The sequence below is a fragment of the Pseudomonas sp. AAC genome, from assembly GCF_000725445.1.
In the GTDB taxonomy this organism is placed as follows: Bacteria; Pseudomonadota; Gammaproteobacteria; order Pseudomonadales; family Pseudomonadaceae; genus Pseudomonas; species Pseudomonas citronellolis.
Map to the genome: position 1 here is coordinate 812507 of NZ_KL647096.1, position 22984 is coordinate 835490.

Below are 22984 nucleotides of genomic sequence, written 5' to 3' on the forward strand. Positions count from 1 at the left end.
TCTCGGAACAGCGCCGGCCGGGCGCAAGCACCCGGCCGGCGGAGTGTCCTTCACAGGCAAGAGCAGGTCGTTTTCCGACCGGGACGGCCCGCGACCGGCTTTAGTTCAGGCCCAGCTTGCCGCGCATGGTCGAGAGGTCCTCGGCCAGGGTATTCACCGGCCCGGCCAGGGCCTTGCGGTCCTTGGCGCTGAGCTTGTCGTAGGTCTGGTAGCCGCCGTCCCTGGTCTTGTACTTGGCGAGGATGCCGTCGACCGTGGCGAAGTTCTTCTCCACCTTGGCGACGAAGGCCGGGTCCTGCCTGGCCAGTTGCGGGCGGAACAGCTCGACGATCTTCTTGGCGCCGTCGACGTTGCCCTGGAAGTCGTACAGGTCGGTGTGGCTGTAGCGGTCCTCCTCGCCGCTGACCTTGGTCGCGGCCACTTCCTCCATCAGCGCGGCGGCGCCGCCGACCACCTTCTCCGGCGGGAAGGGCAGGCCTTCCACGCGCTTGCGCAGCTCGTGCACGTCGGCCATCAGCTTGTCGGCCAGCGGGCCCAGGCCTTCGGTGCTGTTCTTGCTGAACAGGCCGTACTCGATGCGGTGGAAGCCGGTGAAGTCCGGGGCGTCGACCTTCTTCTCGTGGTCGTCCTCGCGGGAGTCGATGGCGCTGTCCAGGTCGCTGAACAGCTCGGCCACCGGCTCGATCGACTCATAGAACACGCGGGTCGGCGCGTAGAGCTTCTTCGCCGTGGCCAGGTCGCCCTGCTTCACCGCGTCGGTGAACTGCTGGGTGCGCTTGACCAGCTCGTCGAGGTTGTCGGTGACATAGAGCTTGTAGTCGGCGATGGGGCCGACCAGGTCCAGCGGCGAGCCGGTGGCGGCGAAGGTGGCCAGCGGCGCGGCGAGCAGGCCGAGGCTGAACAGCAGGGCGAGGGAGGTGCGTTTCATGTCCGATGGCTCCAGTGCGTTGTCGTCGTTCAGGCCAGCAGGCTGCGGCCGAGGAAGTCGTCCGGCCCGGTGACCCCGGGCAGGACGAAGAAGTAGCCGCCGCCTTGCGGTTTCAGGTATTCCTCCAGCGGCTCGCCGTTCAGGCGCGTCTGCACGGCGATGAAGCCGCGCGCCAGGTCCGCCTGGTAGCAGATGAACAGCAGGCCCATGTCCAGCTGGCCGTTGCTGGCCGCGCCGTTGGAGTAGTTGAACGGCCGGCGCAGGATGAGGTTGGCCTGGCTCTGCGCGGTGCGCGGGTTGGCCAGGCGGATGTGGGCGTCCAGCGGCGTGCGCTTGCCCTCGGGGTCGCGGGCGTAGTCCGGCACGTCGGTTTCCTCCCGGCCGTCGTGGGGCGCGCCGCTGGCCTTGATCCGGCCGATGATGCTTTCCTGCTCCTGCAGCGGGGTGCGGTCCCAGCGTTCGACGAAGTTGCGGATGATGCGCACCGCCTGGTAGCTGCCGCCCGCCGTCCAGGCCGGCTCGCCGCTGCCGGGCTGCACCCAGACGATGCGGCGCATGGCCGCCTCGTCGCTGGAGTCGGGGTTGGCCGAGCCGTCGCGGAAGCCCAGGAAGTTGCGCGCGCTCTCGGTGGGCTGGCCGGGGCGGCTGGGCTGCACCGGCACGCTGCCTTCCTGCTTCCAGCGCACCAGCAGCAGGTCCGGGGTGTTCTTCACGATGTCGCGCAGCGCGTGGATGTTGGTGTCCGGGGTGTTGGCGCAGAACTGCAGGCACAGGTCGCCGTGGCAGCGCGCCGGGTCCAGGGCGTCGTTGGGGAAGCCGGCCATGGGTTGCAGGTGGCGTGGCTTGCGCGCCGCCAGGCCGAAGCGCTCGTCGAACAGCGAGTCGCCCACGGAGACGGTGACGGTCAGGTTGTCCGGGATCACCACCGGGCCGAGGATGCCCGAGTCCAGCGGCGGCAGCTTGGGGTCGACCTGTTGCACCGCTCCGCCGGCCATGAGGAAGCGGATACGCTCGTCGAGCACCCGGAACAGCCGCTCCAGGCCGGCGCGGTCGCTGGCCAGCACGTCGAAGGCGACGATCATCCCGGCCGCCGGGCGCGGCGTGACTATGCCCGGCTGGTGGCGGCCGAACCAGGCGTTGCGCTCCTGGGTGCGCTCGCTGGCCGGCGCATGGGTGACGGCCGCGGTGTCGGCGGCCCGCGCCGGGCCCGCCAGGCTGGCGCCGGCCAGGGCCACACCGGCGGCGCCGAGGCCGAGCAGCACGCGGCGGCGTTGGGCGTTGGCGGGGCTGTCGTCGTTACTGTGCATCGGTACTTCCTCGGATCAGGGTTGGGCCAGGCCCAGGGCCGGCGCCACGGCGTCCAGCGCCTCGGCCAGGCGGGCGGCCGCGGCGGCCAGCTGCTGGCGCTGGGCGGCCGTGACCTGGTCGTAGGGCCTGCCGGCCAGTTGCGCGAGGCCGGTGTCGAGCGCCGCGGCGGCGGCGTCCAGGCGCGCGGGCAGTTCGGCGGCCTTGCGTTGCAGCAGCGGGCGCAGCAGGTCGATGACCTTGCGCGCGCCCTCCAGGTTGGCGGCGAAGCCGGCCAGGTCGCTGTGGCTGTAGCGTTCCTCGTCGCCGTTCACGCGTTGCTCGGCCAGGTTGCGCAGCAGCCGCGCGGCGTTGCCGGAGAGCTGTTCGGGCGGCAGCGACTGGGCCATGAGGGCGTCCTTCAGGGTGGCGACGTCGGCCTGCAGTTGCGTGGCGACCGGCGCCAGGCCGGCGGTCGAGTTCTGGGCGAACAGGCCGTACTCGATGCGGTGGAAGCCGCCGAAGGTCGGGTCTTGCTCGCGCTGTTCGAAGGCGTCGGCGCGCGGGGCGATGCGGTTGTCCAGCTCGGCCAGGCGCTGGGCGCTGGCGGCGATGCGCTGGTAGGCGGCGCGGCCTTCCAGGTAATGCGTGCGCGCGGCGGCGAGGTCGTTGGCCGCCAGGGCCTGACGCAGGGCGTCCAGGGCGCGTTGCAACTGGCGCAGCTGGCCGGCCAGGTAGACGCGGTATTCGGCCAGCGGGGCGACGAAGTCCAGCAGCGGCGAGCGCGCCTGCCGGGCGGCGCTGGCGGCTGCGCTGGGGGTGACGTGCAGGCTGCCGTGGGGGTTGCTGAGCAGGCCGCAGGTGACCTGGTAGTCGCCGGGGGCGAGGTAGGCCGAGAGCGACTGGCTCATGCCCGGGGCGATGTTCTCGCGTTCCTCCACCACCATCACGCCGTCGAGGATTTCCCACTCCACCGCGCGGTCGGAGCGGTTGAGGATGCGGAAGCGCGCCTGCCCGGCCGGCACGCTCAGGGCGTTGGGCTGGCAGCCGTGGGGCAGCACCGTGACCTGTACTTCGTCGTTTTCCCGCTTGGCCTGGTGGGCGTGGCGCGCGGCGTAGTAGAAGGCCGCCGCGGCGAGCACGGCCAGGGCCGCCGAGGCCGCCACCGCGGCGTTGAGCAGCAGGCGGCGGGCGCCGACCGGCGGCTGGGGTTCCGGCAGGCTCATTCGGCGGTGCTCCGGGCAGGGGCCGCGGGGCGCGGCGGCAGGAAGAACAGCGTCAGGCTCAGCGCCAGGTAGGCCAGCCAGGCGCCGAGGGTGCTCAGGGTGGGGCTCTGCTGGTAGCCGAACAGCCCGGCCAGCAGCGAGCCCAGGGCGCCGTCCTCGGGCAGGCTGGCGCCGCTGTCCCACAAGGGCGCCTGCAGCAGGTTCCAGACCCCGGCCTCGTGCAGCGAGCGCACCGCGTTGGCGAGGATGCCGGCGGCCACCACCAGGATGAACAGCCCGGTCCAGCGGAAGAAGCGCGCCAGGTTCAGGCGCACGCCGCCGCTGTAGATGCCGTAGCCCAGGGCCACCGCCAGCGCCAGGCCGAGCAGCGCCCCCAGCGGCGCGCCGGGGCCGTCGCTCTGCTGGAACACGGCGAGCAGGAAGAACACCGTCTCCAGGCCTTCGCGGGCCACGGCGAGGAACACCATGGCGATCAGCGCATAGCCCTGGTGGCGGGAGTGGAAGGCCTGGTCCAGCGCGGCCTGCAGCTCGCCCTTGATGGAGCGCGCCATCTTGCGCATCCAGAACACCATGGAGGTGAGGATGGCCACTGCGGCCAGGCCCACCAGGGCTTCGAACAGTTCCTGCTGCTTCTGCGGGAACTCGGCGCTGGCCAGCTCCAGCCCGGCGCCGACGAACAGCGCCAGGGCGGCGGCGAGGAACACCCCGATCCACACCGCCGGCATCCAGTGCGCGCGCCCGGTGCGGCGCAGGTAGCTGGCGATGATGCCGACGATGAGCGCGGCCTCCATGCCCTCGCGGAGCATGATCAGGAAGGGGACCAGCATGGTTTCACCTGGGGCAGGGCCGCGCGGCGCGGAGGCGGTGGCGGCTGAGAATGCAAACAAGAAGGATTCTCGATGTCGTCGCCTTAAGGATTGCTTAAGGGGCCGTACCTAGTTTCGTTGCCTGTCCGCGGCGGATACGCGCACGTCGTTTTCGGCAAACCCGAAGTTGGCGAAGTAGCCACACTGGAGCCATACCGCTGCGGTCGATACCGAAGTAGGTGCTTGTCACACTGGGAGCCTTGATGGCTCGCTTTCGTCCCCTGTCGCGCGTCGGGCGCGGCGGGGGATTTTTTTTCGCTCGTCGTGGCCGGCTTTTCGTAGGATGGGTATCGCTGCGCTCGACACCATCCTACGGCGCTCCTCCTGCACCTTGCAGGGGAGGGGCGGCGTAGGAGCGGATCTCATCCGCGAATCGCGCCGATATGTCCGGCTATCGCGGACAAGGTCCGCTACAGGGGGAATGCCATGCATCCCAGCGAACTGTAGGAGCGGGCCCTGCCCGCGATTTCGCGCGCAGGGCGCGCTCCTACATGGGGACGGTGTGGGTGGCGTAGCGTAGGAGCGGATTTCATCCGCGAATCGCGCCGGGACGTCCGGTTATCGCGGACAAGGTCCGCTACGGTTCCAGGAAGCACGGCTTTTCGTAGGATGGCGTTGAGCGAAGCGATACCCATCAGCGCAACCGCATGGGTTTCGCAAGCTCAACCCATCCTACGAAGAGCACCTCGGCGCAAGACAGTTGCTCCTACGAAAAACCGCCTGCGCTCAATCCAGACGCCGGGCCAGCGCCTCGAACAGCGCCTCATACAACCTATCCACCTCCGCCAGTTCCCGCGCCCGCAAGCAGCCGTGGACCAACCCCGGGCCGGGAAAATAGTCCACCTCCACCCCATCCCTGCGCAGCCGCTCCGCATAGCGCCGCCCGTCATCCCGCAACGGATCGAACTCGGCCACACCCACGAATGCTGGCGCCAACCCAGCGAAATCATGGGCCCGCAGAGGCAAGGCAAGAGGCCGATGCCGTTGCAGTGGATCAGGCAGGTAGGCATCGATGCACACCCGCATGTCGGCAGCGGACAACAACGGCGCATCCGCACACTCGACTCGCGAATCCGTCGCCTCGTCACCCAAGGCCGGATAGACCAGCACCTGAACCCGCGGCTGCGCCTCGCCCGCATCGCGGAGGGCCAGGCACAGGGCGGCGGCCAGGTTGCCGCCGGCGCTGTCGCCGGCCACTGCCAGGCGGGTGCGGTCGAGGGGTTCGTCCAGCGCGCCGTCGCGTAGGGCGCGCCAGGCTGCCAGGCTGTCCTGCAGGGCGGCGGGGAAGGGGTGCTGTGGGGCCAGCCGGTAGTCCACAGCCACCACCAGCAGGCCCAGGCGGGCGGCCAGTTCGGCGCAGAAGAAGGCGTGGGAGTCGAGGTCGCCGAGCATCCAGCCGCCGCCGTGGAGGAACAGCAGCGCCGCCCAGCCCGTTGCCGGCGGTGTGCCCGCTGGGCGGAACAGGCGCAGCGGCGGCAGGCCGGCCAGGGCCAGGTCGCTCACCCGCAGGCCCGGCGGGCGCGGCGGGGTGAAGGCGGCGGCCATGCGCGAGTAGGCCTTGCGCTGCGCCGCCAGGGACGGATCGGCGCTGGCGAAGGCGCGGGTGCGTGCGACGAAGTCTGCCATGCCGGCGGACAGCGGGTAGTCGCGGGCCATACTCAGCCCGGCAGGCCGATCACCCGGCCGACGTGCGCCGGCCGCGGCAGGGCGCGGTGCGCCTCGGCCAGGGCCAGCACACGCTCCAGCACCACGCCCTCGAAGGGCGCCGAGCGCGGGCCGTCCAGGCTCACGTGCAGCAGCATCTGTTCGCTGGCCGCCAGCGGCTCGTCCTCGCCGGGGCGGTGCAGCGTGTGGTGCACGTGCAGGCGCTTGCGGTCGTGGGCCAGCAACTGGGTGCGCACTTCCACCGGCTCGCCCTGCTTCACCTCGTGCAGGTAGTTCAGGTGCACCTCCAGGGTGAACAGCGAGTGGCCGCTGGCCTCGCGGCCGGCGCTGTCCAGGCCCAGGTGGTCCATCAGGGCGTCGGTGGCGTAGCTGAAGATCAGCAGGTAGTAGGCGTCGCGCAGGTGGCCGTTGTAGTCGGTCCACTCGGCCAGTACCGGGGTTTCGTAGGTTTTCAGGGTGGGCATGGTGGTGATTCCGAAGAGCCCCTCTCCCCAGCCCTCTCCCGCAAGCGGGAGAGGGGGCGGTTCGGCGTGGGCGGGTGGACCGAGGTTAGTCGACGAAGGCGAAGCCGTGGCGTGCCTTGGTGTCCTTTATGGCGCCCAGTACCGCCAGCAGGCAGTCGTCGCGGTAGCGCTCCAGTTCGGCGATGCTGCGGTTGCCCTGCTGTTCGCTGGTACCTTCGACCACCTTGTCGATCAGCGATTCGGTCAGTTCCGGCGCCGGCAGGTAGGTCCAGGGCAGTTGCAGGGCCGGGCCGAACTGGGCCATGAAGTGGCGCATCCCGGCGTTGCCGCCGGCCAGGGTGTAGGTCAGGAAGGTGCCCATGAACGACCAGCGCAGGCCGGCGCCGAAGCGGATGGCGTCGTCGATCTCGCCGGTGCTGGCGACGCCGTCGTTGACCAGGTGCAGGGCCTCGCGCCAGAGCGCTTCGAGCAGGCGGTCGGCGATGAAGCCGGGGACTTCCTTGCGCACGTGCAGCGGGCGCATGCCCAGGCTGCGATACACCGCGATGGCCGCCTGGATGGCCGCCGGGTCGGTCTTCTGCCCGCCCACCACTTCCACCAGCGGCAGCAGGTACACCGGGTTGAACGGGTGGCCGACCACGCAGCGCTCGGGGTGCGTGGCGTCGGCGTAGAACTCGCTGGGCAGCAGGCCCGAGGTGCTGGAGCCGATCAGCGCGTTGGGCTTGGCGGCGGCGCTGATCCTGGCGTGCAGCTCGCACTTCAGGTCCAGGCGCTCGGGGGCGCTTTCCTGGATGAAGTCGGCGTCGCGCACGCATTCCTCTATGGTGTCGACGAACTTCAGGCGCTCCTGGGACGCGCCGGGCACCAGCCCGGCCTTCTGCAGCGCCGGCCAGGCGTTGGCCACGCGCTGGCGCAGGGCGGCCTCGGCGCCCGGCGCCGGGTCCCAGGCGACCACGTCGAGGCCATGGGCCAGGGCGCGGGCGATCCAGCCGCTGCCGATGACGCCGCTGCCGAGGGCGGCGAAGGTCTTGATTTCGGTGATGTAGGACATGAAGGGCTCCAGCGGGAAATTTCGTAGGACGTATGCGGTTCCGGGTCAGCGGGGCTTGAGGTTCATCTTCTTGCGCCCCTCGGCCGGGGTCAGGGCGCGGCCGCCGAGGCGTTCGATGATCTCGATGGCGCGTTCCACCAGGCTGCCGTTGCTGGCGTGCACGCCGCGGTCCAGCCAGATGTTGTCTTCCAGGCCCACCCGCACGTTGCCGCCCAGCAGCATGGCCTGGGCGACCATGGGCATCTGCGAGCGGCCGATGCCGAAGCCGGCCCAGGTGAGGCCCTCGGGGATGTTGTCGGCCATGGCCTTCATGGTGGTGGTGTCGGCCGGCGCGCCCCAGGGGATGCCCAGGCAGATCTGGATCAGCGGGTCTTCCAGCAGGCCTTCCTTGAGCATCTGTTTGGCGAACCACAGGTGGCCGGTGTCGAAGATTTCCAGCTCGGCCTTCACCCCCAGTTCGGTGATGCGCTTGGCGCCGGCGCGCAGCTGGGCCGGGGTGGAGACGTAGATGAAGTCGCCGTCGCCGAAGTTCAGGGTGCCGCAGTCCAGGGTGCAGATTTCCGGCAGCAGCGCCTCGATGTGGGCCAGGCGCTCCAGCGGGCCGACCAGGTCGGTGCCGGCGCCGAATTCCAGGGGCTGCTCGCCCTTGCCGATCTCCAGGTCGCCGCCCATGCCGGCGGTGAGGTTGATGATGACGTCGGTGTCGCTCTCGCGGATGCGCTCTACCACTTCGCGGTAGAGGTTCACGTCGCGGCTGGGCTTGCCGGTCTGCGGGTCGCGCACGTGGCAGTGGGCCACGGTGGCGCCGGCCTTGGCCGCCTCGATGGCGGCGGCGGCGATTTCCTTGGGGGTGACGGGGATGGCCGGGTGCTTGCCGACGGTGTCGCCGGCGCCGGTCACCGCGCAGGTGACTATGACTTCATGGTTCACGGTGGCTGTCCTTTCTTTAGGCATGCGGAGTCCCCGCGCGGCGGGCGGGCCGCGCAAGGGTGGGGCGTTATTGGCTTACTTCAGGCTGGCGACGAAGGCCGGTTCTGCCGGCTTGCCGTCGAAGGTGGTCACCCCGGCGAGCCAGGCCTTGAGCTGGTCGGGATGGGCCTTGAGCCAGGCGCGGGCGGCGTCCAGCGGCTGGCTGCGGTCGAGGATGGGTTCCATCACCTGGCTGACTTCCTGGCTGCTGAAGCGCAGGTTGTGCAGCAGCTTGGCGACGTTGCCGCACTGCGCCTGGTAGCCGGCGGCGGTCATGATGGAGACGGTGGCGGCGCCTTCGTTGGGGCCGAACACGTCGTCGCTGCCGGTGAGGTATTTCATGTCGATCTGCAGGTTCATCGGGTGCGGTTTCCAGCCGAAGAACACCACCCACTGCTGGCGCTTGATGGCGCGCTTGACCGCGGTGAGCATGCCGGCCTCGCTGGATTCGACGACCTGGAAGCCCTTCAGGCCGAACTTGTCCTTGGCGATCATGTCCGCGGTGATGCGGTTGGAGCCGCTGCCCGGCTCGATCAGGTAGATCTTGTTGTCCAGCTTGTCGCGGAACTTGGCGATGTCGGCGAAGGTCTTCAGGCCGCCGTCGTAGACGTAGGTGGGCACCGCGTAGGTGGATTGCGCATCGCCCAGGGTGGCCGGGGTGATGACTTCGATCTGCTGCTTGTCCAGGTAGGGCTTGGCCACCGGCTGCATGGTCGGCTGCCAGTAGCCGAGGAAGACGTCGAGCTGCTTGTCGGCCATGCCGGCCAGGATGATCTGCTGCGAGGCGCTGGTCTGCTTGACCTTGTAGCCCAGGCCGTCGAGCAGGGCCTCGGCCACGGCGCTGCTGGCCACCACGTCGGTCCAGTTCACCGAGCCCATGCGCACGTTCTGGCACGACGCCGGCTCGGCGGCCCAGGCGCTGCTGACCAGGGTGAACAGCGCGGCGCAGGCGCCCGCTTTGATCGATAGCTTCATGACTTCTCCTCAAGGCCTTTGCGGCTATGGTTATCGTTGTTGTGTCATGGGCCCCGCACGGCGGTGGCTGGTGTTCAAATTACGCACGGCCCGCGACGGAGAATCGCACTCCGGCGACCTGCACTTGCACGCTGGCGACCTCGGCCATTGCCAGGGCCGGGCAAATGCTCCATACCAACGGATCGCCGCTCCGAATCGCCTGGATGACGCCATGTCGAACGACTTCTGGTTCCTCCTGCTGCCCGGTTTTTCCCTGATGGGGTTCATCTCCGCCGTGGAGCCGCTGCGCGTCGCCAACCGCTTCCGCGGCGGGCTCTACCGCTGGCACCTGCTGAGCATCGACGGCGGCCCGGTGCTGGCCAGCAGCGGCATGTCGATGAACGCCGACGGAGCCCTGCAGGCCCTGGGCCGTGGCGACACCCTGTTCGTGGTGGCCGGCTTCGACCCGCTGCAGGCCTGCACCCCGGCGCTGCTGCACTGGCTGCGCCGCCTCGACCGCGAGGGCGTGACCCTCGGCGGCATCGACACCGGCAGCTTCGTCCTCGCCGAGGCCGGGCTGCTCGACCGCCATCGCTGCACGCTGCACTGGGAGGCGCTGGACGCCTTCCGGGAGACTTATCCACAGCTACAGGCGACCCAGGAGCTGTTCGAGATCGACGGCTCGCGCATCACCTCCGCCGGCGGCACGGCGTCCATCGACCTGATGCTCGACCTGATCGCCCGCGCCCAGGGCCCGGAGCTGGCGGTGCAGGTTTCCGAGCAGTTCGTGGTCGGGCGCATCCGCACCCGCCAGGACCACCAGCGCCTGCAACTGGCGACGCGTTACGGGGTGACCAACAAGAAGCTGATCCAGGTGCTGGGCGAGATGGAAAGGCACACCGAGCCGCCGCTCTCCACCCTGGACCTGGCTGAGCGTATCCAGGTCACCCGCCGCCAGCTGGAGCGCCTGTTCCGCCTGCACCTGAACGATACGCCGTCGAACTTCTACCTCGGCTTGCGCCTGGACAAGGCCCGGCAGTTGCTGCGGCAGACGGAGATGAGCGTGCTGGAGGTGGGGCTGGCCTGTGGGTTCGAGTCGCCGTCGTATCTGTCGCGCAGTTATCGGGCCAGGTTCGGGGTTTGTCCGCGGGAGGATCGGGGGGTGTTTGCGGGTGGGGCTTCGGTGGGGGCTTCGAAGAGCCCCTCTCCCCAGCCCTCTCCCTGAAGGGAGAGGGGGTAGTCCGTGCCGAGAGAGGTGATGGTTTCAGCCGGAAACTTCGCCGCTGCCGGCTGACTCAGGAATACCCACGTACTCCGAACGGTCCCCTCTCCCTTCAGGGAGAGGGTTAGGGAGAGGGAACGGAGTCCACCCAAGGCCCACGCAACCACCGACGAACACCACCCATCACCTTGGCAACATCCGTGGGATGCCTGTCATTCCTCCAAACCCACCCCAGGCGCACCATGACCAGAACCCCCACCCCAGGAGCCCCCATCATGAGCGAAGCCCGCCCACCCCTGCCGCCCTTCACCCGCGAGACCGCCATCCAGAAGGTGCGCGCCGCCGAGGATGGCTGGAACAGCCGCGACCCGCAGCGCGTGTCCCTGGCCTACAGCCCGGACAGCACCTGGCGCAACCGCTCCACCTTCATCCGCGGCCGCGTGCAGATCGTCGAGTTTCTCACCGGCAAGTGGCGCCGCGAGCTGGACTACCGGCTGATCAAGGAACTCTGGGCCTTCACCGAGGAGCGCATCGCCGTGCGCTTCGCCTACGAGTGGCACGACGACTCGGGCAACTGGTTCCGTTCCTACGGCAACGAGAACTGGGCCTTCGACGCGAACGGCCTGATGGTCGAGCGCCACGCCAGCATCAACGACCTGCCCATAACCGAGGACGAGCGCCTGTTCCGCTGGCCCCTGGGCCGGCGCCCGGATGATCACCCGTCGCTGAGCGACCTGGGGCTGTGAACCGACCGCGGGAGCGAGGCGGGCGCCCCGCCCCCGCGGTGAGCCTCAGTGCGCTTCTTCCAGGTCGTCGTGGAGCAGCCCGAGGATTTCGCGCTTCATCTCGATGAACTGGCGGTCCATCACCATGTCCAGCGAGCGCGGGCGCTCGATGGGCACGTCGAGGATGCGCTTGATGCGCCCCGGGCGCGCGCCCATGACGTAGACGCGGTCGCCCAGCAGGATGGCTTCGTCGATGTCGTGGGTGACGAACACCACGGTTTTCTTGCTGTGGTCCCACACGCGCAGCAGCAGCTTCTGCATCTGCATGCGCGTCTGGCTGTCGAGGGCGCCGAAGGGCTCGTCCATCAGCAGGATCTGCGGGTCGTTGGCCAGCGCGCGGGCGATGGCCACGCGCTGCATCATGCCGCCGGAGAGCTGCTTGGGGTAGTTGCCGGCGAAGTTGGCCAGGCCCACTTCGTTGAGGTAATAGTCGACGATCTCCTTGCGCTCGGCGGCCGGCAGGCCGCGGCGCTTGAGGCCGAACTCGACGTTCTCGCGCACGGTCAGCCAGGGGAACAGGGTGTAGCTCTGGAACACCATGCCGCGGTCGGCGCCGGGGCCGTCGACGCGCTGGCCGCCGACGTAGATGTCGCCCTCGGTGGGCTCGGACAGCCCGGCGGTGAGGTACAGCAGGCTCGACTTGCCGCAGCCGGAGGGGCCGACGATCACCGCGAACTGCTGGTCCGGCACCTCGAAGGAGACCTTCTCCAGCGCGGCGAAGGTGCCGCCCTCGGGGGTGCGGTAGCGCAGGCTGACCTGGTCCACGCGCAGCCGCGCCGGCTGCGCCCCTTGTGCGGCCGGTGCCGCGTCGTTGCGTTGCATGGCTGCTACTGCGCCCATGAGGCCACCTTCAGTCGGAGGATGCGGAAGAGTTGGTCGGTGATCAGCCCGAGCAGGCCGATGATGGCGATGGCCAGGAAGATCACGTCCACCTGGAAGCCGCGCATGGCCTTGAGGCTGATGTAGCCCAGGCCGCTGGAGGCGGCGACCAGCTCGGCCACCACCAGGTAGGTCCAGGCCCAGCCCATGGTCACCCGCAGGGTGTCCAGCACGCCGGGCAGCGAGGCCGGGCCGAGCACGTGCAGCACCACGTCGCGGCGGGTGCAGCCCAGGGTGTAGGAAGCGTTGACCAGGTCCTTGGCGACGCCGCGGGAGACGTCGGCGATCATCACCAGCTGCTGGAAGAACACGCCGAAGATGATCACCGTGACGCGCTGCTCGATGCCGATGCCGATCCACAGGATGAACAGCGGCACGAAGGAGGTCACCGGCAGGTAGCGGATGAAGTTCACCAGCGGTTCGAGGAAGGCCTGGACGATGCGGAAGCTGCCCATCAGCAGGCCCAGGGGCACGGCCACCAGGGACGAGACCAGGAAGCCGATCATCACCACCTCGACGCTGGCCAGCACGTGGGTGCCCAGGGTGCCGTCGCGGCCCAGGCGCACGGCGGCGTCCAGCACCGCGCCGGGGCTGGGCAGGAACATCGCCGGCACCACGCCGCCGTAGGAGAGCAGGGCCCAGAGGCCGAACACCAGCAGCCAGCACAGGGCGCTGGCGGACCACACCAGGCGCACCGGCAGCTCGACCTTGGGCGTCAGGCAGCGGTCGAGCCAGGATTTATTCGGACGTGACATCGCGGATTACCTCCATGCGGACGGCCGCAAGCCTTCCGCCAGGATGTTCGTGGAACGGGGGATGGGAAGGGGCGGGCGCGCGGCCCGCCGGGTTCACTGGACGACGAAGCGGGTGTCCACCAGGTCGTCGTAGCTGACCTGGAAGGTCTTGCCCTGCAGCTGCGTCCAGGTCTCGTTGGCCAGGCCGATGATGTCCTTGATATCGCCGGCCTTGCCGGGGGCGCCGAGGAGCTTCTCGCTCATGGCCTGGTCATAGAAGCGCACGCCCTTGGCCGCTTCGGCCAGGTCCTTGGGGTCGGACAGGTAGCCGCCGACGCCCTTGGCCATGATGGCGTAGGCCTCCTGCGGGTGCTCCCGGGTGTACTGCACGGCCTTGTACAGGCCCTTGACCAGGGCCTTGACGTCGTCGGGCTGCTTGTCGATGACGTCGCAGTTCAGCGCCACCACGTCGACGATCACCCCGGGGGTGCTGGTGCTGTCCACCAGCACCTTGCCCTGCTGCTTCTGGCGCACCATCGACAGGTGCGGCTCCCAGGTCACCGCGGCGGGGATGCGCCCGGCGATGAAGGCGGTGGCGGCATCGTCGGCGGTCATGTTCTGCACCTTGATGTCGCTCATGCTCATGCCGGCGTTCTTCAGCAGGTACGACAGCCAGAACTGCGACACCGAGCCTTCGTTGACCGCCACTTCCTGGCCCTTGAGCTGGGCCAGGCTGGTGACGTCCTTGCCCACCAGCACGCCGTCGCCGCCATGGCTGTCGTCCAGCGCGGCCACGGCCTTGAAGCAGAACTGCGGGCGGTACTTGAGGATTTCGTCGATGGTCGAGGCGGAGCCGGAGAGTTTCCCGGAGGCCTGGGCGGCCATGTACATCGCCGCTTCCTCGATGGGGGTGAGCTGCAGGTCCAGGCCCTGCTCCTTGAAGTAGCCCAGGTCGCGGGCCAGGTACAGGGTGCCGTAGCCGACCCAGGTGGTATGGCCGATGGACAGGGTGCCGGCCTGGGCCGCCCCGGCGGCGCCGGCGAACAGCCCGGCGAGGGCGAGGGGACGGGTGAAACGCGCAAGCAAGGACTTGTTCATGAAGCACTCCCACAGCCTGTTGGGCTTGTTATTGGATAACTGCGGCAGTGGCCAGATGGCCGGAGGTTTCACAGCGAAGCGGAACGTGCGTGGCGATGGGCTCTGTGGCCCCTGGGCCCGAAAGGCGGGCGGCACGTGACAGGGCGGATGGTGGCGGAAGCGGGAGGCTCGGAAAATTATTAAATATGTCGTTGCGACATAAGAAAAAGCTGCCTTTCGCCGCCGGGGCCCGGGCTTGCCGCGTTCGTGGCGCCTCGACCGGCGGCGGGCTGCCAGTCACTTCCTCAGGGATTTCCTACGCTTTGTGCATCCTTTTCGCCGTGGGCGCCGCGCCGGGCCGGGAATAGACTCCCCCGGCCGTCGGAAACCGCCCCAGATGGACCTACAAGCCACAAGGCCCACGTCGCCGTGTATCGGAAACCTTACCTTCTTGACCAACACGGAATAATCGCCAGACACGGGCCTGTTAAGGTTTCCTTAAGGCCGGGGCCCTCCCGCCGTCCAAGGAAAACCACCGGAGCGACCCTCCGGCGTTCGAGAGTCCCCATGCTGCAACGCTACTTCTGGAAGCTGCTGCCCAAGGTCCAGCGCAACTTCCTGCTCAGCCGCCTGCCGGTGCAGGAACGCCAGATCGTCAACAAGGCGATGTCCGGCAACGCCCATTTCCCCGCGTATTTCCGCGAGCGCCGCTGCCTGTTCGTGCACGTGCCCAAGTGCGCCGGCAGCAGCCTCTGCGCGGCGCTGTTCGATGGCGGCCGCCCCGGCCACCTGCCGCTGTACTGGTACGAGCAGCAGTTCCCCGGCGAATATGCCGAAAGCTTCAAGTTCAGCTTCGTCCGCGACCCGCTGGAGCGCGCCTACTCGGCCTATGCCTACCTGCGCGGCAACCAGCTGCCGCAGCGCGACCGGGCGGCGCACCAGCTGGTCTGCCAGTTCCGCGACTTCGACGACTTCGTCGACCGCTGGCTGCACCCGGACAACCTCCAGCGCCAGCTGCATTTCGTGCCGCAGGTGGCCTTCCTCTGTGATTCACTGGGCCACCTGGGGCTGGACTTCATCGGCCGCCAGGAGAACCTGGAAGCGGACTTCCAGACGCTGTGCGAGCACCTGGGCATCAGCGGCCAGCTGCCCCACCTGAACGCCTCGCGGCAACGCCAGGCCGGCCCGGCCCGGGAGTTCTGCAACACTCGCACGCGACGCCTGGTGCGCCGCGCCTATCAATGCGACTACCAACTGCTTGGCTATGAGTGACCTCAAAGTACCCCTGTTCCCCGTCACCGGCAGCGTGCGCCGCGAAGCCCGCGCCGCGCTCAAGGGCCAGCGCCCCTGCTGCATCTGGCTGACCGGCCTGTCCGGCTCGGGCAAGTCGAGCCTGGCCAACGCCCTGGAGCTGGCCCTGCACCGCGAGCGCGTGCACAGCTTCCTGCTCGATGGCGACCTGGTCCGCGGCGGCCTGTGCAGCGACCTGGACATGAGCCCCGAGGGCCGCCGCGAGAACATCCGCCGCCTGGCCCATGCCGCGCGGCTGATGACCGAGGCCGGGCTGGTGGTGATAGTCGCCGCCATTTCGCCGTTCCGCGCCGAGCGCGATGCCGCCCGCGCGCTGTTCCCGGCCGACGAGTTCCTCAGCGTGTATCTCAGCACGCCGTTGCGGACCTGCGCCGAGCGCGACCCCAAGGGCCTGTACAAGGCCGCCCGGGAAGGCCGCCTGCGCAACTTCACCGGCATCGACAGCCCCTACGAGCCGCCGCTGGACGCCGACTTCGAAGTGGACGCCACCGACACCTCCACCGACGAGGCCTGCCGCAGGCTGCTCGGGCTGGTCCTGCAGCGCTGCCGCCCCGGTCCGGCCTGAGCTCCGGGCCCGGCTTGCCGTCGCCGCGCGCGGCTGGGCAAGATGGGCGCCCAACCACCGCCGCGGGGTATCCGTGTCCGTTCTCTTCGAGGCCCTCTGGCCGCTCTTCGCGCTCATCGTCGGCGGCTTCCTGCTGCGCCGCCGCGGCTTCCCCGGCGAGGCCTTCTGGCCGGCGGCCGAACGCCTGAACTACTTCATCCTGTTCCCCGCGCTGCTGTTCGCCAGCCTGGCCAAGGCGCCGCTGCGCGACCCGGGGTTGGGCCGCCTGGCCCTGGCGGTGGCCCTGGGCCTGGGCGGCGCCTGGCTGGCGCTGCTGGCCAGCCGGCGCCTGCGCGCCTGGAGCGCGGCGCGCTTCGGCGCCATCGCCCAGGGCGTGCTGCGCTTCAACACCTACCTGGGCCTGGCCGCGGTGGGCAGCCTGTACGGCAAGGAAGGGCTGACCCTGGCGGCGCTGATGCTGGCGCTGATGGTGCCGACGGTGAACCTGATGTCGGTCTGGGCGCTGACCGCCGAACGCGGCATCAGCGCCCGCGCGCTGCTGCTGCCGATCCTCAGGAACCCGCTGATCCTCGCCTGCGCCGCCGGCGCCCTGGTCAACCTGGCCGGCCTGGAACTGGGCGGCGGCAGCGCCCGGCTATTCGACCTGCTGGCGGTGGCCAGCCTGCCGCTGGGCCTGCTCTGCGTGGGCGCCGCGCTGCAACCGAAGGAACTGCGCGCGGAACTGCCGGTGCTGCTGGGCAGCTGCGCCACGCGCCTGCTGGCGATGCCCGCCCTGGCCTTCGCCTGCGCCCAGCTTCTCGGCCTGGCGCCGCTGGAGTCGGCGGTGTTCGTGCTGTTCTTCGCCCTGCCGACGGCGCCTACGGCCTATGTGCTGACGCGGCAGTTGGGTGGGGACAGTCACCTGATGGCGGGGATCATCACGCTGCAGACGTTGTTGGCGGGGGGGAGTTTGTTGCTGGTGATGGGAGTGGTGCAGGCGCTGGCGGGGTGAGGCTATGGGGTTTTTCGTAGGAGCGAGCTCGCTCGCGAACAGCGTTTCCCGGTGGCTCTGGTGTGCTGGATTGACTCCGCAACCCTCTCCCCAGCCCTCTCCCTGAAGGGAGAGGGGGCTAGTCCGTGCCGAGAGAAGTGGTGGTTTCAGCCGGAAACCTGCGGTGTTGCCGGCTGACTCCAAAACACCCAAGCACTCCGAACGGTCCCCTCTCCCTTCAGGGAGAGGGTTAGGGAGAGGGCGCTCTTCAGGCCAGGCACCGAAGCCATCTGGAAACACCGTTCGCGGGCAGGGCCCGCTCCTACAGAAAAGCGCCTCGGCCCCACCTCTCAGCAGGGCCGCCCCAATCAGAAGTGGTACTTCACCAACAGACTGGTGGTGTTCTGGTCGGTGGTAAAGAACTGCGAATCCTTGATCCCGTACTTGTCGGACCAGTAGTCGTACTCCACGCCCACGTACAGGTGCTTGGCCTCGTAGCCCATGGCCTTGCCCAGGTCGTACTTGATCTGCGGGTTGAAGTGCAGGTTGGCGTGGTAGTCGCTCTGGCCGCGTTCGCTGGCGCTGGCGCTCTTGTTGTTCACCACCCAGTCCATGAAGCCGTCGAAGAGGATGTCGGAGTTGCCCACCGGGATGGTCACGGCCCAGGCCGGGGTGACCTGCCAGGCGCCGGAGGGCACGCGGTTGCCGTCGGGCTTGCGGTAGTAGAAGTTCAGCTGGAAGTAGTCGAAGCCGGGCAGGGCCAGGTCGAAGCCCGGGCCGATCAGGTAGGCCTCGGTGTCGCCTTCGCCGAATTCGTAGGTGGTGGCCAGCAGCACGTCCTTGATCGGGCCCAGCGACAGGTCGGCGCCGGTGATCTTGCCGAACGACAGGCGCGGGCTGAATTCGCCGTAGTAGGTGTTCTTGCCGTTCTGGCTGTCTTCCTTGCCGTTGTAGTTGATCTGGTCGACGAAGAACCAGATGTCGCCCCAGGTCCAGGCGCTCGCGCTCTCGAAGGTGAAGGTCTGCTGGATCGGCGGGTTGACCTTGAAGTTCTTGCCCCACAGGTAGGTCAGGCTTTCGTTGTGCCAGATCAGCGGGCCGTCGTTGCTGGCCGGCGCGGGGGTCAGGTCTTCGCCGCCGGCCATGGCCTGGCCGGTAGCCAGCAGCCCGCCGGCGAGCAGCAGGGATGCGAGGGTGCGAGTCATGTGGTGCTCCTAGGTTTTGAAGTGCTGCGATCTAATTGGAATTCTGAACCTGTCCACTCGGTCAGGCTTGGCCAGCCGAGGCAAGATCGGGGCCAACGCCGGGCGCGGGCCGGGTTTTCTTCTCGGTTTCGGGAAAAGCCATGCTTTTTCATGGGCCTGCGTCGCGGCCGGCGAAGGCCTGGGATCGGGCAAAAACCTGACTCTCGAGACAGGTCGTGCCTTCGCACAGGGCAGCGCAGCGTGCCGAAGCGTCATTTTGGCGAGCATGGGGCAGGGCTATTGAATACATATTTGCTTTGAGTTGAATGGAATCAATTCAAAATATGTATACAAATTTGCTGTGAAGAATCTACACAAGCGCCCCGGCGGCCACCTTGCGGGCGGCCGCGGCCTTTCCGGGCGCGGATGATGCCAGAGCCGCGCCGCGCAAGCACCTCCGCCGGCCCGGCGGCGGTCTCACCAGGCGGCGATCTGCCCGTCGGTGCGCGGCTCGGTGCCGCCGCAGAGCACGCCGCTGCGCGGGTCGCGCAGGATGATCTGGCCGCGCCCGTAGCTGCTCAGGTCGTGGGCCACTTCCACGTGGTGGCCGCGGCGGCTGAGCACCGCCGCCAGGCTGCGCGGCGCGCCGTGCTCGATGCCGATGCGCTTGTCGCCCAGCCACTGCCAGCGCGGGGCGTCCAGCGCGGCCTGGGGGTTGAGGCCGAAGTCCACCAGGTTCATCACCATCTGCACGTGGCCCTGGGGCTGCATGTAGGCGCCCATCACGCCGAACGGCCCCAGGGGCACGCCGTCCTTGCTGAGGAAGCCGGGGATGATGGTGTGGAAGGTCTTCTTGCCCGGGGCCAGGGCGTTGACGTGCGCGGCGTCTAGGCTGAACTCGGCGCCGCGGTTCTGCAGGGCGATGCCGGTGCCGGGCACCACCACGCCGGAGCCGAAGCCGTGGTAGTTGCTCTGGATGAACGACACCAGGTTGCCCTCGCCGTCGGCCGTGGCCAGGTACACGGTGCCGCCGGCGCGCGGCTTGCCCGGGTGCGGTTCCAGGGCGCGCTCGCCGATCAGCGCGCGGCGGCTGGCGGCGTAGTCGTCGCTGAGCAGGTCGGCGACGCTGAAGCGCATGCCGTCCGGCTGGCCGATGTAGGCGCGGCCGTCGGCGTAGGCCAGCTTCATGGCCTCCAGCTGGCGGTGCCAGGTGTCCGGGCTGTCGCGCTCGCCGAATTCGAAGCCCTTGAGGATGTTCAAGGCCATCAGCGCCACCAGGCCCTGGCCGGCCGGGGGGATTTCCCAGACGTCGTAGCCGCGGTAGTTCAGCGCGATGGGCTCGACCCACCGGGCGCGGTAGCCGGCCAGGTCGGCCTCGTCCAGGTAGCCGCCGCTGTCCCGGGCGTGGGCGGCGATGCGCTGGGCCAGGGCGCCGCGGTAGAAGCTCTCGCAGCGGCTTTGCGCCAGTTCGCGCAGGGTCTGCGCCTGGCCGGGGTTGCGGAAGATTTCCCCGGCGCGCGGGGCGCGGCCATCGATGAGGAATTCGTCGAACCAGGCCGCCAGTTCCGGGTGCGCGTCGCGCACCCCGCGGAACTTGTCCAGGCCGCTCTGCCAGAGGCCGGCGATCACCGGCGAGACCGGGAAGCCCTGCTCGGCCAGTTCGATGGCCGGGGCCAGCAACTCGGCGAAGTCCAGCCGGCCGAAGCGCGCCGACAGCTCGGCCCAGGCCGCCGGGCAGCCCGGCACGGTCACCGGCGTCCAGCCGTACAGCGGCATGCGCGCGTGGCCGGCGCCGCGCAGCGTGCCGATGTCCAGCGCCCCGGGCGCGTAGCCGGCGGCGTCCAGGCCGTGCGGCTTGTCCTTCACCCACACCAGGGCGAAGGCATCGCCGCCGATGCCGCAGCCGGTGGGCTCCACCACCGTCAGCGCCGCCGCCGTGGCCACCGCGGCGTCCACCGCGTTGCCGCCGCGCTTGAGCATGTCCAGCCCGACCTGCGCCGCCAGCGGCTGCGAGGTGGCCACCATGCCGCGCCGGGCGTATACCAGCGAGCGCTGCGAAGCGTAGGGATATTCCTGGGCGGAGAAATTCAGCATGGGCGGGCTCCGTTGACGGCTTGAGGCGGCAGGGTAGCCCTGCCAGACTCTGTCCACTAGCGATACAAAGCCAAAGCATAGCGATGAACGGACAGCACCCCCATCTGCAACGCGCGATTCCCACGCTCGACGACCTGCCGCGGCCGGTCTACGCGCGCGCCGAAAGCCTGCGCGCCGGCTCCTGGACCGGCCGCCACCACCACGCCTGGGTGCAACTGTCCTACGCCATCAGCGGGGTGCTCGGCGTGCACACCGCCGAGGGCAGCTTCTTCGCCCCGCCGCAGCGCGCCATCTGGATACCGGCGTACCTGGAGCACGAGGTGGTCACCTCCGGCCGCGCGGAGATGCGCAGCCTGTACCTGAGCGCCGAGGCCTGCGCCTGGGCGGAACCGCGCTGCCGGGTGCTGGAGGTGACACCGCTGGCCCGCGAGCTGATCAAGAGCTTCTGTGAGCTGCCGGTGGATTATCCACAGGGCGACAGTCCCGAGCAGCGTCTGGTGAACGTACTGCTGGACCAGCTGCGTACCCTGCCGGAAGTCGCCTTCTCCCTGCCCATGCCCCAGGAGCCGCGGCTGCTGCAGCTGTGCCAGGCGCTGATCGAACAGCCCAGCACCAGCCTCACCCTGGGCGACTGGGCGCAACGCCTGGGCACCTCGGAAAAGACCCTCTCGCGCCTGTTCCAGCGCGAGACCGGCATGAGCTTCCGCCTCTGGCGCCAACGCCAGCGGCTGCTGGGTTCGCTGGGGGTGCTGGAGGATGGCGCCAGCGTGACCGCTGCGGCGCTGGATTGTGGCTATGACTCCACTTCGGCCTATATAGCTGCGTTCAAGGGGTTGTTCGGCTTTACGCCGGGGGAGTTGTTCAAGCAGCGTTGAGCCGCTGCGGTCTTTCTTCCTGTAGGAGCGAGCTTGCTCGCGAACGGCGTTTCCAGGCGGCTTCGGTGCCTGGCCTGAAGAGCGCCCTCTCCCTAACCCTCTCCCTGAAGGGAGAGGGGACCGTTGGGCAGGGTCGGGTGTTTTGGAGTCAGCCGGCAGTTCCGTCGGTTTCCGACTGGAACCATCACTTCTCTCGGCACGGACTAGCCCCCTCTCCCTTCAGGGAGAGGGCTGGGGAGAGGGTTGCGGAGTCAAACCAAAACACCGAGGCCGCCTGGAAACGCCGTTCGCGAGCCATCTCGCCCCAACGAAAAGCCACTCCAAATAAGCGGATTTCCGCTCACCCACCCCGCCCATCGGCATCCAACCGCCTGCCCACACCGTACGAAAACCCCGTAATCCATTGCCCCACGCGGCTTTGCGCCCTTGGCACGTTGCCTGCTATCGCCCTCCACACTGCGCCGCACCTCGTGGCGCGCCGGTGCCGGTTTCGTGGTCCGCGCACCCGACGACAACAACGACAAGAGGATTACCCATGGATAGCGCAAGCGCCGTCTCCGCTTCTGCCGCGCCCCGTACGACCTCCCAGCGCATCAAGTCGATCTTCAGCGGCTCGGTGGGCAACCTGGTGGAGTGGTACGACTGGTACGTCTACGCCGCCTTCTCCCTGTACTTCGCCAAGGCCTTCTTCCCCCAGGGCGACATGACCGCCCAGCTGCTCAACACCGCCGCGATCTTCGCCGTGGGCTTCCTGATGCGCCCGATAGGCGGCTGGCTGATGGGCATTTACGCCGACCGCAAGGGCCGCAAGGCCGCGCTGCTGGCCTCGGTGCTGCTGATGTGCTTCGGCTCGCTGATCATCGCCCTGACCCCCAGCTACGAGACCATCGGCGTCGGCGCGCCCATCCTGCTGGTGCTCGCGCGCCTGCTGCAGGGCCTGTCGGTGGGCGGCGAGTACGGCACCTCGGCCACCTACCTCAGCGAGATGGCCAACAAGGAGCAACGCGGCTTCTTCTCCAGCTTCCAGTACGTGACGCTGATCTCCGGCCAGCTCATCGCCCTGGCGGTGCTCATCGTGCTGCAGCAGACCCTGACCGTCGAACAGCTGGAAAGCTGGGGCTGGCGCGTGCCCTTCTTCATCGGCGCGCTGTGCGCGGTGACCGCCATGTTCCTGCGCCGCGGCATGGAAGAGACCGAGTCCTTCGCCAAGAAGAAGGAAGAGCCCAAGGAAAGCCTGATGCGCACCCTGCTGCGCCATCCCAAGGAAGTCCTCACCGTGGTCGGCCTGACCATGGGCGGCACCCTGGCCTTCTACACCTACACCACGTACATGCAGAAGTACCTGGTGAACACCGTGGGCATGAGCAAGACCGACTCGACCATGATCTCGGCCGCCACCCTGTTCCTGTTCATGCTGCTGCAGCCCATCGTCGGCGCGCTGTCGGACAAGATCGGCCGGCGCCCCATCCTGATCGCCTTCGGCGTGCTCGGCACCGTCTTCACCTACCCGATCCTCAGCACCCTGCACAGCATCGACACCTGGTGGGGCGCGTTCTTCCTGATCATGGCGGCGCTGGTGATCGTCAGCGGCTACACCTCGATCAACGCCGTGGTGAAGGCCGAGCTGTTCCCCACCGAGATCCGCGCCCTGGGCGTGGGCCTGCCCTACGCGCTGACCGTGTCCATCTTCGGCGGCACCGCCGAGTACGTGGCGCTGTGGTTCAAGAGCATCGGCATGGAGAGTGGCTTCTACTGGTACGTCACCGGCTGCATCGCCTGCTCGCTGCTGGTCTACGTGACCATGAAGGACACCCGGACGCATTCGAAGATCACTACCGACTGATAGGGCGCGTGCCCTGGCCCCGGGGTTGCTCCGGGGCG

At 68.7% G+C, this 22984-nt stretch carries 21 protein-coding genes; 7 read left to right on the forward strand and 14 right to left on the reverse strand.

Going from position 1 to position 22984, the window contains the following annotated elements:
* Positions 1 to 100: 100 nt before the first annotated feature.
* From efeO (FG99_RS13420) to FG99_RS13460, 9 genes are all read right to left on the reverse strand, one after another.
* The gene (gene efeO / locus FG99_RS13420; RefSeq protein ID WP_043270194.1) at positions 101 to 928 is read right to left on the reverse strand and encodes an iron uptake system protein EfeO; all 828 of its coding nucleotides are present in this window, start codon (positions 926 to 928) and stop codon (positions 101 to 103) included.
* A gap of 29 nt (positions 929 to 957) precedes the next feature.
* Positions 958 to 2235 carry an iron uptake transporter deferrochelatase/peroxidase subunit gene (efeB, locus tag FG99_RS13425; RefSeq protein ID WP_043270196.1) on the reverse strand — a complete coding sequence of 426 codons (1278 nt, stop codon included), beginning with the start codon at positions 2233 to 2235 and terminating at the stop codon, positions 958 to 960.
* A gap of 15 nt (positions 2236 to 2250) precedes the next feature.
* Complete coding sequence (gene efeO / locus FG99_RS13430; protein WP_043270197.1) at positions 2251 to 3438, reverse strand: iron uptake system protein EfeO; 1188 nt, start codon at positions 3436 to 3438, stop codon at positions 2251 to 2253.
* Complete coding sequence (efeU, locus tag FG99_RS13435) at positions 3435 to 4265, reverse strand: iron uptake transporter permease EfeU (RefSeq protein ID WP_043270199.1); 831 nt, start codon at positions 4263 to 4265, stop codon at positions 3435 to 3437. Before efeU ends, efeO (FG99_RS13430) begins: the two co-directional genes overlap by 4 nt.
* Before the next feature lie 765 nt (positions 4266 to 5030).
* Entirely contained in the window at positions 5031 to 5960 is a 930-nt protein-coding gene (locus tag FG99_RS13440) for an alpha/beta hydrolase (RefSeq protein ID WP_043270202.1), read from the reverse strand.
* Positions 5961 to 5962: 2 nt separating this feature from the next.
* Entirely contained in the window at positions 5963 to 6433 is a 471-nt protein-coding gene (locus tag FG99_RS13445) for a thioesterase family protein (RefSeq protein ID WP_043270204.1), read from the reverse strand.
* A gap of 85 nt (positions 6434 to 6518) precedes the next feature.
* Positions 6519 to 7484, reverse strand: coding sequence for an L-carnitine dehydrogenase (locus FG99_RS13450; RefSeq protein ID WP_043270206.1), 966 nt, complete (start codon positions 7482 to 7484; stop codon positions 6519 to 6521).
* Between the two features lie 45 nt (positions 7485 to 7529).
* The gene (locus FG99_RS13455; protein WP_043270208.1) at positions 7530 to 8414 is read right to left on the reverse strand and encodes a 3-dehydrocarnitine:acetyl-CoA trimethylamine transferase CdhC; all 885 of its coding nucleotides are present in this window, start codon (positions 8412 to 8414) and stop codon (positions 7530 to 7532) included.
* Positions 8415 to 8489: 75 nt separating this feature from the next.
* The gene (locus FG99_RS13460) at positions 8490 to 9428 is read right to left on the reverse strand and encodes a choline ABC transporter substrate-binding protein (protein WP_009614328.1); all 939 of its coding nucleotides are present in this window, start codon (positions 9426 to 9428) and stop codon (positions 8490 to 8492) included.
* Between the two features lie 211 nt (positions 9429 to 9639).
* On the opposite strand from FG99_RS13460, the gene FG99_RS13465 reads away from it, so the two are divergent.
* Together FG99_RS13465 and FG99_RS13470 are read left to right on the forward strand one after the other, a co-directional pair.
* Complete coding sequence (locus FG99_RS13465) at positions 9640 to 10632, forward strand: GlxA family transcriptional regulator (RefSeq protein ID WP_043270210.1); 993 nt, start codon at positions 9640 to 9642, stop codon at positions 10630 to 10632.
* 272 nt (positions 10633 to 10904) lie between these two features.
* Positions 10905 to 11375 (forward strand): nuclear transport factor 2 family protein, encoded by a 471-nt coding sequence (locus tag FG99_RS13470; RefSeq protein WP_043270212.1) that lies wholly within the window; start codon positions 10905 to 10907, stop codon positions 11373 to 11375.
* A 45-nt stretch (positions 11376 to 11420) separates the two neighbouring features.
* On the opposite strand, the gene FG99_RS13475 is transcribed toward FG99_RS13470, so the two are convergent.
* From FG99_RS13475 to FG99_RS13485, 3 genes are all read right to left on the reverse strand, one after another.
* On the reverse strand, positions 11421 to 12254 hold the full coding sequence (locus tag FG99_RS13475; protein ID WP_043270214.1) for an ABC transporter ATP-binding protein: 834 nt from the start codon (positions 12252 to 12254) through the stop codon (positions 11421 to 11423).
* Positions 12242 to 13048, reverse strand: a complete 807-nt coding sequence (locus tag FG99_RS13480) for an ABC transporter permease (protein ID WP_043270216.1) — start codon at positions 13046 to 13048, stop codon at positions 12242 to 12244. Before FG99_RS13480 ends, FG99_RS13475 begins: the two co-directional genes overlap by 13 nt.
* 93 nt (positions 13049 to 13141) lie before the next feature.
* Positions 13142 to 14125, reverse strand: a complete 984-nt coding sequence (locus tag FG99_RS13485) for an ABC transporter substrate-binding protein (RefSeq protein WP_043270218.1) — start codon at positions 14123 to 14125, stop codon at positions 13142 to 13144.
* Between the two features lie 546 nt (positions 14126 to 14671).
* Here FG99_RS13485 and FG99_RS13490 point away from each other — a divergent pair.
* The 3 genes from FG99_RS13490 (at position 14672) to FG99_RS13500 (ending at position 16971) form a co-directional block, all read left to right on the forward strand.
* Entirely contained in the window at positions 14672 to 15376 is a 705-nt protein-coding gene (locus FG99_RS13490) for a sulfotransferase family 2 domain-containing protein (protein WP_043270220.1), read from the forward strand.
* A complete protein-coding gene (cysC, locus tag FG99_RS13495; protein WP_043270222.1) occupies positions 15369 to 15980 on the forward strand; it encodes an adenylyl-sulfate kinase in 612 nt (203 codons plus the stop codon). The genes FG99_RS13490 and cysC overlap by 8 nt, the downstream gene beginning before the upstream one ends.
* Positions 15981 to 16053: 73 nt before the next feature.
* Positions 16054 to 16971 (forward strand): AEC family transporter, encoded by a 918-nt coding sequence (locus FG99_RS13500; RefSeq protein WP_043270224.1) that lies wholly within the window; start codon positions 16054 to 16056, stop codon positions 16969 to 16971.
* 347 nt (positions 16972 to 17318) lie between these two features.
* On the opposite strand, the gene FG99_RS13505 is transcribed toward FG99_RS13500, so the two are convergent.
* Both FG99_RS13505 and FG99_RS13510 read right to left on the reverse strand, forming a co-directional pair.
* Positions 17319 to 18155, reverse strand: coding sequence for an outer membrane protein OmpK (locus FG99_RS13505; protein WP_043270226.1), 837 nt, complete (start codon positions 18153 to 18155; stop codon positions 17319 to 17321).
* Between the two features lie 456 nt (positions 18156 to 18611).
* Entirely contained in the window at positions 18612 to 20228 is a 1617-nt protein-coding gene (locus FG99_RS13510) for a gamma-glutamyltransferase family protein (protein WP_043270228.1), read from the reverse strand.
* 77 nt (positions 20229 to 20305) lie between these two features.
* Here FG99_RS13510 and FG99_RS13515 point away from each other — a divergent pair, with 77 nt between their 5' ends.
* A complete protein-coding gene (locus FG99_RS13515; RefSeq protein WP_024128863.1) occupies positions 20306 to 21103 on the forward strand; it encodes an AraC family transcriptional regulator in 798 nt (265 codons plus the stop codon).
* 535 nt (positions 21104 to 21638) lie between these two features.
* Positions 21639 to 22946 (forward strand): MFS transporter, encoded by a 1308-nt coding sequence (locus FG99_RS13520; RefSeq protein ID WP_009614303.1) that lies wholly within the window; start codon positions 21639 to 21641, stop codon positions 22944 to 22946.
* The last annotated feature ends 38 nt before the right edge of the window (positions 22947 to 22984 follow it).

Bases quoted from the DNA above. Each gene is read 5' to 3' on its own strand.
- FG99_RS13440 (WP_043270202.1), bottom strand. From the start codon at position 5,960: ATGGCCCGCGACTACCCGCTGTCCGCCGGCATGGCAGACTTCGTCGCA.
- FG99_RS13520 (WP_009614303.1), top strand. From the start codon at position 21,639: ATGGATAGCGCAAGCGCCGTCTCCGCTTCTGCCGCGCCCCGTACGACC.
- FG99_RS13475 (WP_043270214.1), bottom strand. From the start codon at position 12,254: ATGGGCGCAGTAGCAGCCATGCAACGCAACGACGCGGCACCGGCCGCA.
- cysC (WP_043270222.1), top strand. From the start codon at position 15,369: ATGAGTGACCTCAAAGTACCCCTGTTCCCCGTCACCGGCAGCGTGCGC.
- FG99_RS13510 (WP_043270228.1), bottom strand. From the start codon at position 20,228: ATGCTGAATTTCTCCGCCCAGGAATATCCCTACGCTTCGCAGCGCTCG.
- FG99_RS13465 (WP_043270210.1), top strand. From the start codon at position 9,640: ATGTCGAACGACTTCTGGTTCCTCCTGCTGCCCGGTTTTTCCCTGATG.
- efeU (WP_043270199.1), bottom strand. From the start codon at position 4,265: ATGCTGGTCCCCTTCCTGATCATGCTCCGCGAGGGCATGGAGGCCGCG.
- FG99_RS13450 (WP_043270206.1), bottom strand. From the start codon at position 7,484: ATGTCCTACATCACCGAAATCAAGACCTTCGCCGCCCTCGGCAGCGGC.
- FG99_RS13490 (WP_043270220.1), top strand. From the start codon at position 14,672: ATGCTGCAACGCTACTTCTGGAAGCTGCTGCCCAAGGTCCAGCGCAAC.
- FG99_RS13460 (WP_009614328.1), bottom strand. From the start codon at position 9,428: ATGAAGCTATCGATCAAAGCGGGCGCCTGCGCCGCGCTGTTCACCCTG.
- efeB (WP_043270196.1), bottom strand. From the start codon at position 2,235: ATGCACAGTAACGACGACAGCCCCGCCAACGCCCAACGCCGCCGCGTG.
- FG99_RS13485 (WP_043270218.1), bottom strand. From the start codon at position 14,125: ATGAACAAGTCCTTGCTTGCGCGTTTCACCCGTCCCCTCGCCCTCGCC.
- FG99_RS13505 (WP_043270226.1), bottom strand. From the start codon at position 18,155: ATGACTCGCACCCTCGCATCCCTGCTGCTCGCCGGCGGGCTGCTGGCT.
- efeO (WP_043270194.1), bottom strand. From the start codon at position 928: ATGAAACGCACCTCCCTCGCCCTGCTGTTCAGCCTCGGCCTGCTCGCC.
- FG99_RS13445 (WP_043270204.1), bottom strand. From the start codon at position 6,433: ATGCCCACCCTGAAAACCTACGAAACCCCGGTACTGGCCGAGTGGACC.
- FG99_RS13470 (WP_043270212.1), top strand. From the start codon at position 10,905: ATGAGCGAAGCCCGCCCACCCCTGCCGCCCTTCACCCGCGAGACCGCC.
- FG99_RS13480 (WP_043270216.1), bottom strand. From the start codon at position 13,048: ATGTCACGTCCGAATAAATCCTGGCTCGACCGCTGCCTGACGCCCAAG.
- efeO (WP_043270197.1), bottom strand. From the start codon at position 3,438: ATGAGCCTGCCGGAACCCCAGCCGCCGGTCGGCGCCCGCCGCCTGCTG.